Below are 7,175 nucleotides of genomic sequence, written 5' to 3' on the forward strand. Positions count from 1 at the left end.
GAAATATTAATTAATAAAAATATTAAAATCGATAAATATGATTAATAATGATGTATTAGCAATTATTTTAGGCGGCGGCCAGGGTTCAAGGTTATACCCGCTCACGGAATCACGATCAAAGCCTGCAGTGCCGATTGCCGGTAAATATAGATTGGTTGATATCCCAATTTCTAACTGTATTAATTCAGATATCAAGAGGATGTATGTGTTAACACAATTTAATTCCGCATCATTAAATAAACATATTAAAAATACATATCACTTTAGTTTCTTTAGTATGGCATTTGTTGATGTATTAGCTGCAGAACAGACTATGTCGAGTCAGAAATGGTTCCAAGGCACAGCTGATGCGGTAAGGCAAAGTATGCATCATTTTTTGAATTATGAATTTGAGTACGCGCTCATTTTATCTGGAGATCAATTATATCAAATGGACTATACTTTAATGATTGAAGAGCATATCAAAAGAAAAGCAAAAATATCTATTGCAACCATTCCCGTTCATGCAGGTGATGCTACTTCATTTGGAATTTTGAAAGCCGATGAAAAAAATGTAATCACATCTTTTATTGAAAAACCAGCGTCAGAATTACTGCCCGAATGGGAATCTGAGGTTAGTAATGAAATGAAAAATGAGGGTAGACATTATTTGGCTTCTATGGGTATTTATATTTTTAACGGGGATCTTTTAATTGAGTTAATGAAAAACCCGGATACCATGGATTTTGGAAAAGAAATAATTCCACAATCTATTGATAAATATAAAACTTTAAGCTACCAATATGAAGGTTATTGGACTGATATTGGAAATATAGATTCATTTTTTGAGGCTAATTTAGGTTTAACTGATAATATTCCAGAATTTGATTTATATGACAGAACAAAACGTATTTACACACACGCACCAATGCTTCCAACTACTAAAGTTGCTGGTACCGTATTAGACAGAGCTGTTATTGCGGAAGGTTGTATAATTAGTGCTACAAAAATTGAAAGATCCGTAATTGGAATTCGTTCTAGAATAGGCAAAGAATCTACAGTCATTAACACTTATATGATGGGTAGCGATTATTATGAAACCTTGGCTGAAATTGAAAGTAACAAAATATCCGTGCTAATGGGTATTGGTGAACGTTGTTATTTAAAAAACACCATTCTCGATAAAAATTGTAGAATTGGAGACGATGTGAGAATTGATGGCGGTAAACATTTGGAAGATAAAGAAACAGATACGTACTTTATAAAAGATGGTATTGTGGTAATAAAAAATGGCGCTACAATTCCTTCAGGATATACTATTGAATAATTAAATTTTTATAAACTCTCTGATAACTTTAAAACGAATGCAAAACCAAAAAAGAGTTGTAATTGATTACGTTTCACCAAGTGTTAATTGTGGTGAATTTTATATAAAACGCGTTGTAAATGAAATAGTAAATGTAGACGCTCACGTTTTAGGTGATGGTCATGATATAATTGCTGCCTCTGTTTTATACAAACACGAAAAAGATAAAAAATGGAGTGAATCTAGAATGCGCTTAGTTATAAATAACGAATGGCAAACATCATTCGTGGTTAAAAAACAAGGGTTTTATTCTTATAAAGTTGAAGCTTGGGTTGATTATGCATTAAACTGGCAACATGGAATTGAGCGGAAAATAGACGATAATCAACACGTAAAATCAGAACTTTTAGAAGGTATTGAATACTTAAAAAATATTAAAGCGATTTCTAAAGGAAGCGATACAGATTATCTTGATAATTTGATTAATATTTTTAGCGACGATGCGCATTACAATGAGGCTATAAAAGAAGCTACTAGTAAAAAATTATATACCATTTTTTATAATCACCCCGAAAGGATTTTATCAAATGAGTCAAAAGAATATCAGGTTTATGTAGATAGAAAAAAAGCACGATTCAGTACTTGGTATGAGTTTTTTCCGCGTTCAGCATCCGAACAAAAAGGTGTTCACGGCACGTTTAATGATTGCGTACGCTTATTGCCTAGAGTTTCAAAAATGGGTTTTGATACCCTTTACCTTCCGCCAATTCATCCTATTGGAGAAGTAAATAGAAAAGGCAAAAATAATACTACCGAGGCCAAAGAAGGTGATGTAGGTTCAACTTGGGGAATAGGTTCTAAACATGGAGGACATAAAGATATTCATCCAGAGTTAGGAACACTTGAAGATTTTAAAAATCTTATCCAAAAAGCAAAAGAGCAAAATATTGAAATTGCCATGGATTATGCATTGCAAGCAGCTCCCGATCACCCTTGGGTAAAAGAGCATCCAAAATGGTTTAAGTGGCGTCCCGATGGAACCGTACAATATGCCGAAAATCCGCCAAAAAAGTATCAAGATATCTTGCCCATTTATTGGGAAAGTGACGATTATAAAAACCTTTGGAAAGAATGTCTAGATATTTTAATGTATTGGATAGATTGTGGGATTAATGTGTTTAGAGTTGATAACCCTCATACGAAACCATTCTTTTTTTGGAATTGGATTATTACACATGTAAAAGCAAAACATCCCGATGTTATCTTTTTAGCCGAGGCTTTTACTGCGCCAAAAGTTATGCAACAGCTGGCAAAACAAGGTTACACACAATCGTACACCTATTTTACATGGCGAAATAACAAACACGAACTGATCGAATATATTGAAGAGTTGACCAAAAGTGAACTATCAGAATATATGCAACCCAACTTTTGGCCAAATACCCCTGATATTAACCCGTATCATTTACAAGGCGCTAATGAAGCTAAACACATCCAACGCTATGTATTGGCGGCCACTTTAAGTTCTAGTATTGGGCTTTACGGACCTGTGTATGAATACATGTTGAGTGACGCCTTAATTGGGCGTGAAGAGTATTTAAATTCAGAAAAGTTTCAATTTACTTATTATGATTGGACCATCGAGAATAAATTAATTGCTGTTATCTCAAAAGTAAATCATATTCGTCATCAAAATGAAGCCCTTCAACAAACAAATAATATTAAATTTTGTCATATAGAAAATGATAATTTAATGGCTTTTTACAAATGGAACGACTCCAAAACTAACGAGCTTTTAATTATTATTAGCTTAGATGCTTTTAATGTCCAACAAGGTGTCGTTCAACTGCCTCTGCAAGCATTAGGTGTAACGGCCGGTCAAAAAATAGAAGTTAAAGATTTAGTTACTAGTAGTAGTTATAACTGGTATCAGGAATGGAATTTTGTAGAGCTTCACCCAACTTTGCCTTTTCATATTTTTAAGATTAATAAATAAATGATTGAGAACAAGGAAGAAAAAACCTCTGTAATACAGCACTTTAATTTTGATAATTCTTGGGAAGAGTTATTAGAAAATAAAGAGTTTGTTAAGGTTTTTCTTTCTGATATTTTAGGAGATTACATTATTAAACAGCGCTGGTATGGCGGTAAAGCCAGTGTTTTAAAATACATTGAACTTGCGGAATACTTTAGAATTCAGCAAGGTGGTGAGGTTTACTTTGGTTTAATATTGGAGGTGAACTTTGTTGAAGCTTTTTATCAACACTATTTTTTACCCATTGCCTTTGTTACAGATGAAAATTTTGCAAAACAGGATAGAATTCTTCCTGTGAGTATTCAAGGAAATGAAGGTTTTATTATTGACGCTATAAATTTAGATTCATTCAGAAAATTAGTATTCGAACGTATTATAAATGCCGTTCCAAAAGACACCACAAAAGTACAATATCATAAAAGTCTGTTGTTTAAAAATATTGCATATGAATCTTCAAGATTTATGGGGCTAGAGCAAAGCAACACCTCGCTCGTTTATAATGAAAAGTATGTTTTAAAATTTTTTAGACGCATTTATGCGGATAAAAATCCAGATTACGAAATGAGTCGGTTTTTGTCAGATAAAAAAGATTTTAAAAACACACCGTCGTACCTTGGAAGCCTCAATATTGTCGATTCTGATGATGTTAATATTACAATTGGGTTAATGCAAGAAATGGTACCAAATGAAGGTGATGCTTGGGATTACATGTTGAAAGAATTACATAAGGTATTTTCGAATATTGAATACAAAAACATTAAGATTCATTCGCTTCCAAATACAGAATTATATCAGCGATTAACTATTCAAGGCATTCCGCCACAAATAATTGATTGGGCAGGGTTAAATCTCTTTACAAAAATTAAAACACTCGCCAAACGTACAGCAGAAATGCATATTGCCTTAGGTTCAGAATTTGAGGAAACTGCATTTACACCTGCGCATTATAATGATGATTATACGGTGTGGTTAAAAAATAAAGTGCTTTATCAATTTCAGAACAGATTAAATCTTATAGAAAACAATCTTCATAAGTTAGATGGATTAGCCTCAGGGCTAGCAAAGGAATTTTTAGAAAAGAAAAATTTTATACGAAAGCAATTTGTTACTTTTGATTGGACAAAATTAAAAGGTGAGCGTATCAGAGTTCATGGCGATTATCACTTAGGGCAAGTACTTGTAAAAGATGACGATTTCTATATTTTAGACTTTGAAGGTGAGCCCGAAAGTACTATAAGAGATTGGAAAGTAAAACAACCGCCTTTAAAAGATGTAGCCGGTATGTTTAGATCATTTCATTATGCTATTTATGCTACTATTTTTAATAATTTTGAAGCGCATTATAAAGTATCGCAAAATGAATTATTTGATGCTGGTGAAATACTATATCGCTATATTACCGGATTGTTTTTAGGAACTTATGTAACTGAAACTCAAAACGCAAATTTAAATTTAGGTTACAACCAAGAGCGTGTTTTTATTTTAAAATATTGCTTGCTAGAAAAAGCAGTTTACGAGTTGGGTTACGAGCTCAATTCGCGTCCACAATGGGCAGTCATTCCGTTAAAGGGAATATCTAATATAATAAATCATTAAAACCTATGGCACAAGTAAAAGTTCACAGTTTATTTACAGATTTCGATATAAACCTTTTTAAATCAGGAAAACATTACAGGCTTTACGAAAAAATGGGGTCGCACCTTACAACTGTTGATGGCATTGATGGTGTTTATTTTGAGGTTTGGGCGCCAACGGCAAAACAAGTTTCTGTGGTTGGTGATTTTAATTATTGGATGGAAGGCGAACACCAACTAAATGTGCGTTGGGATTCTAGTGGAATTTGGGAAGGTTTTATTCCGCTTATTGGAAAAGGGACAACTTACAAATACAAAATTCAGAGTAATAATAATGATATAAAAACGGAAAAAGCAGATCCATACGCAAGGCGATGTGAGCACAACCCTAATACGGCTTCTATTGTTTGGGAAGACGATTATAAGTGGAAGGACAAAAACTGGATGAAAAAGCGAAAAAAACACAATGCTTTGGATGCGCCTTATTCTGTTTACGAAGTTCACTTAGGTTCCTGGAAAAAAAATATAGAAGAAGATCGGTTTATGTCTTACTTTGAATTGGCTGATGATTTGGTGACTTATGTAAAAGAAATGAATTTTACTCACGTAGAACTCATGCCAATAATGGAATTTCCATACGACCCTTCATGGGGCTATCAAGTAACTGGTTATTTTGCACCAACTTCACGTTTTGGATACCCTGAAGAATTTAAATATTTAGTTGATAAATTACACCAAAACGATATTGGTATTATTTTGGATTGGGTGCCATCTCATTTCCCAGAAGACGCGCATGGTTTAGGGTTCTTTGATGGTTCAAGTTTATATGAACATCCTGATAAACGCAAAGGATATCATCAAGATTGGAAAAGTTTAATTTTTAATTATGAACGAAACGAAGTGCGTTCATTTTTAATAAGTAATGCCGTTTTCTGGATGGATCAATACCACGCTGATGGATTGCGTGTTGATGCCGTTGCTTCTATGCTATTTTTAGATTATTCGCGTGAAGATGGTGAATGGGAGCCAAACATGTATGGCGGCAGGGAAAACCTTGCAGTAATTAGTTTCTTAAAAGAGTTAAACGAAGAAATTTATTCTTCATTTCCCGATGTGCAAACCATAGCTGAAGAATCTACAGCATTTCCAATGGTATCAAAACCGACTTTTGTTGGTGGTTTAGGCTTCGGCATGAAATGGATGATGGGCTGGATGCACGATACTTTAGAGTATTTTGCTAAAGATCCGGTTTATAGAAAATTTCACCAAAATGATATTACGTTTAGTTTAGCATACGCGTTTACCGAAAACTTTATGTTGCCATTATCGCACGATGAAGTTGTTTACGGAAAAAATTCTATTATAGGCAGAATGCCTGGTGATGAGTGGCAGCGATTTGCAAATCTTCGATTATTATATGGTTATATGTTCACGCATCCAGGTACAAAACTACTATTTATGGGTAGCGAATTTGGACAATATAATGAATGGAATTTTGAAGAAAGTTTAGACTGGAATTTATTAGAGTTTAAACCGCATAAAGACATGCTGAATTATTATAAAGAATTAAACAAATTTTATAAATCAACCCCGGCATTATTCGAAAAAGGGTTTTCTGGTGAAGGTTTTGAATGGATTAGTTACGACGACCATGAAAACTGTGTTATATCTTACATCAGAAAAGGATATAAGCCTGAGAATAATGTTGTGGTACTATGTAATTTAACGCCAACGGTTAGAGAAGGATACCGCATTGGTGTTCCTGTTAAAGGAAAACTTAAAGAGATATTTAATAGTGATGCTGTAGAGTTTGGTGGTAGTGGTATTTCTAACAAAAAACAAATCACAATTAAAAAAACAGCCTGGAATGGAAAAGATTATTCTGCAGAAGTAACACTGGCCCCATTAGCGGTAACCATTTTTGAGTTTAAAGCTTAAAATAATATTTATACGCTATTTATTTTATTCAAAAACAGCTTAAAACTTGGGATTGTCTGGAGATTAAGTGATTAGTAAATAAATAGTCCATAAAATAAATTATAGACAAAAAGACCCTCATTTTTTTAATAAAAAGAAACTACGGGGGTCTTTTTAATTTGTTATTTTCGCTGCTTTATATTTATCCCAATCAAATGATATTAAACACCGAACTAGAATATAAAGGGAACCTATTCCCTTCTAAGATAATTGATTATAAAAAAAATGTAGATGTATTACATTTTTCAACTTCAAATAATGTAATTCTAAAACTTACTGTTCTGCGCGATAGCGTGCTTCGTTT

The 7,175-nt window shown here is 33.3% G+C and carries 4 protein-coding genes; all 4 read left to right on the top strand.

Translation table 11 applies throughout. The features are described 5' to 3' along the window. Positions 1-37 precede the first annotated feature (37 nt). The 4 genes from WBN21_RS03745 to glgB are packed head-to-tail and all read left to right on the top strand — an operon-like array spanning position 38 to position 6,832. Complete coding sequence (locus WBN21_RS03745) at positions 38-1,306, top strand: glucose-1-phosphate adenylyltransferase (protein ID WP_424197958.1); 1,269 nt, start codon at positions 38-40, stop codon at positions 1,304-1,306. Positions 1,307-1,343: 37 nt separating this feature from the next. Next, on the top strand, positions 1,344-3,281 hold the full coding sequence (locus tag WBN21_RS03750) for an alpha-1,4-glucan--maltose-1-phosphate maltosyltransferase (protein ID WP_424197959.1): 1,938 nt from the start codon (positions 1,344-1,346) through the stop codon (positions 3,279-3,281). After that, positions 3,282-4,916 carry a trehalose synthase gene (locus tag WBN21_RS03755; protein ID WP_424197960.1) on the top strand — a complete coding sequence of 545 codons (1,635 nt, stop codon included), beginning with the start codon at positions 3,282-3,284 and terminating at the stop codon, positions 4,914-4,916. It begins immediately after the preceding gene. Between the two features lie 5 nt (positions 4,917-4,921). After that, positions 4,922-6,832 carry a 1,4-alpha-glucan branching protein GlgB gene (glgB, locus tag WBN21_RS03760; protein WP_424197961.1) on the top strand — a complete coding sequence of 637 codons (1,911 nt, stop codon included), beginning with the start codon at positions 4,922-4,924 and terminating at the stop codon, positions 6,830-6,832. Positions 6,833-7,175: the final 343 nt, after the last annotated feature.

The organism is Algibacter sp. (assembly GCF_049667265.1).
In the GTDB taxonomy this organism is placed as follows: Bacteria; Bacteroidota; Bacteroidia; order Flavobacteriales; family Flavobacteriaceae; genus Algibacter_B.